The sequence below is a fragment of the Lysinibacillus sp. fls2-241-R2A-57 genome (assembly GCF_030209535.1).
In the GTDB taxonomy this organism is placed as follows: Bacteria; Bacillota; Bacilli; order Bacillales_A; family Planococcaceae; genus Lysinibacillus.
This window is the reverse complement of the sequence record NZ_JARVRU010000214.1, coordinates 1-2,179: the sequence shown is the minus strand read 5'-3', so window position 1 is coordinate 2,179 and position 2,179 is coordinate 1. Positions and strand designations below refer to the sequence as shown.

The window sequence follows — 2,179 nt, the reverse complement described above, 5'->3', positions numbered from 1 at the left end:
GCGCAACACAGCCGAGAAGCTATGTGACGACAACAGATTCAAATCATGACGCACTGGTATATCTAATATACTGAACCACATGTTTTATGTGGAAGAACCAGATCAAGTATGTCCGCTTTCTTGACAGAAGACCAAACCTGATCACATTTGGGACTTACCCGATCACTTTTAATGGTTACCTGATTAAAAGTAAGTAAAAGAGGTAATATTTAGCGATGTCTAACAAATGAATATAATTCAAATTTAGACAATCTCTTAACAGGTGTGTTGATTAGGAAAAAATAGGTTTATTTTTGAGTGATTAAAGGATTTTTTGTTGCTCATCACCAAAAGTTGTGGATGACATTTGTTAAAATATATGCCTTGTATATTAGTTGATTGGAGTGTCAAGTTCCGCCGCTAACCAAGCGAATATCGCCGCTAAAGCATCAAGATCCGCCGCTAACCAAGCGAATATCGCCGCTAAAGCATCAAGTTCCGCCGCTAACCAAGCGAATATCGCCGCTAAAGCATCAAGTTCCGCCGCTAACCAAGCGAATATCGCCGCTAAAACATCAAGTTCCGCCGCTAACCAGGCGAATATCGCCGCTAAAACGAGGCTGGGCGACTCCTTGGGGATAGTGTCACAGATGGGGTAAAACATCACGTCCTGTGATAACGCCTTCGTGACCAACATCCTGTTGTCCCAAGCGGCTCATCGGACGCTCACTGGAAGCTTTGCTTTCGTAGCAGAGCAAAGCTTCCAGTGGGAATGCAAGATGGACGAGACCTTGCACGGAGCGAATGTTTTCAGTGCGAAAATGAAGTGTTAACGTAACGAAAATCAGCTCTTCAAATTAATTTTTTGGTAAAAAATGGTTAATTTACGTTCTTAATCTCTTAATTTATTTCTAGAAGAAGGTGGCTTAAAGTGTTTTTATACCACCTTCTTTTTCTATTGTTTTCCTAAAATTATAATAGACAGAAAATTCCTACAGATGTAGAATGAATGTAATAGGGGGTGAAATGTGGCGAAATGTTGAACGAGAATTTTGCTGCGATGTTTAAGAGAATAGTTCGTATTATTGTTCAGATTGGGATACTCAATATTTATTATTACATTGGTGAAGGTATTGTATCTTTATTACATGTACCTCTTCCAGGAAGCATAATTGGATTACTATTATTAGCACTTTCACTCATTTTTAAAATTATTAAAGTAGAATACATTCAAGATGGAGCGGGCTTTTTAATTGGTGTATTAACATTGTTTTTCATTCCTGCAACAGTAGGAGTGATTGACTATCCAGAGCTTTTGTCAACAACTGGTCTGTTGATCATTCTAGCAATTATAGCTAGCACATTAATCTCCATTTATGTTACAGGGATAGTTAGTCAAATTATCGAGAAAAAAGAGCTGGCTAAAAAAGAAACAGAAGCTATTGCTGAGGATGGAGAGGGGGAATTAACTGTTGACTGAAATTATTGTTGTTATGGGAACTATTGTGTTGTTCGTGTTATTTACAAAGCTATATCAGCGTTACCCACATCCTTTAATGATTCCACTAGTGACGACAACCATTGTCAGTATCATCATTTTATTAGCCTTCAATATCCCATATTCTACATATTTGGAGGGGGGCAAGTGGCTTCAAAAAATGCTAGGTCCAGCCGTTGTAGCGCTTGCATATCCTCTATATAATCAGCGCGCTATTATTATAAAGTATAAGTATTCTATTTTGTCAGGTATTTTTATCGCCATGATTACGGGCTTAGTGACAATATTCATTATGCTGAAATGGATTGGTGTCAATGACAGCTGGATGCTGACAGCTTTGCCTAAATCATTAACGACACCTGTTGGTATGCAGGTGAGTGAGACAATTGGCGGCATTCCACCATTAACAGCGGTGTTTGTAATGCTGGCAGGGTTTGTAGGCGCTATTATCGGACCGTTAGTCATTAAATACGGCAAAATTGACTCAGCCGTTAGTAGAGGTGTCGCGGTAGGTAGTGCTTCACATGGCGTTGGACTTGTTAAATTAAGAGAATACGGGGAACAGGAATTATCAGTAGGCTCGTTATCTATGGGCTTATCAGCAATTATTGGCGCATTTTTATGCCCGTTATTTGTCTATTTATTTATCTGACTACTCCCACAGCTAAAGCAGCGGGGTTCTTATATACTTAAGAGAAGCGT

The 2,179-nt window shown here is 39.1% G+C and carries 3 protein-coding genes; 2 read left to right on the top strand and 1 reads right to left on the bottom strand.

What is annotated here, in order from left to right; translation table 11 throughout:
• Positions 1-370: 370 nt before the first annotated feature.
• Positions 371-676 carry a hypothetical protein gene (locus tag QRN68_RS25610; RefSeq protein WP_285400178.1) on the bottom strand — a complete coding sequence of 102 codons (306 nt, stop codon included), beginning with the start codon at positions 674-676 and terminating at the stop codon, positions 371-373.
• Between the two features lie 339 nt (positions 677-1,015).
• Between QRN68_RS25610 and QRN68_RS25605 the strand changes: the two genes are divergently transcribed.
• Positions 1,016-1,459, top strand: a complete 444-nt coding sequence (locus tag QRN68_RS25605) for a CidA/LrgA family protein (protein ID WP_285400176.1) — start codon at positions 1,016-1,018, stop codon at positions 1,457-1,459.
• Positions 1,452-2,129: an LrgB family protein gene (locus QRN68_RS25600; protein ID WP_285400175.1), complete on the top strand. Its 678-nt coding sequence runs from the start codon at positions 1,452-1,454 to the stop codon at positions 2,127-2,129. Before QRN68_RS25605 ends, QRN68_RS25600 begins: the two co-directional genes overlap by 8 nt.
• The last annotated feature ends 50 nt before the right edge of the window (positions 2,130-2,179 follow it).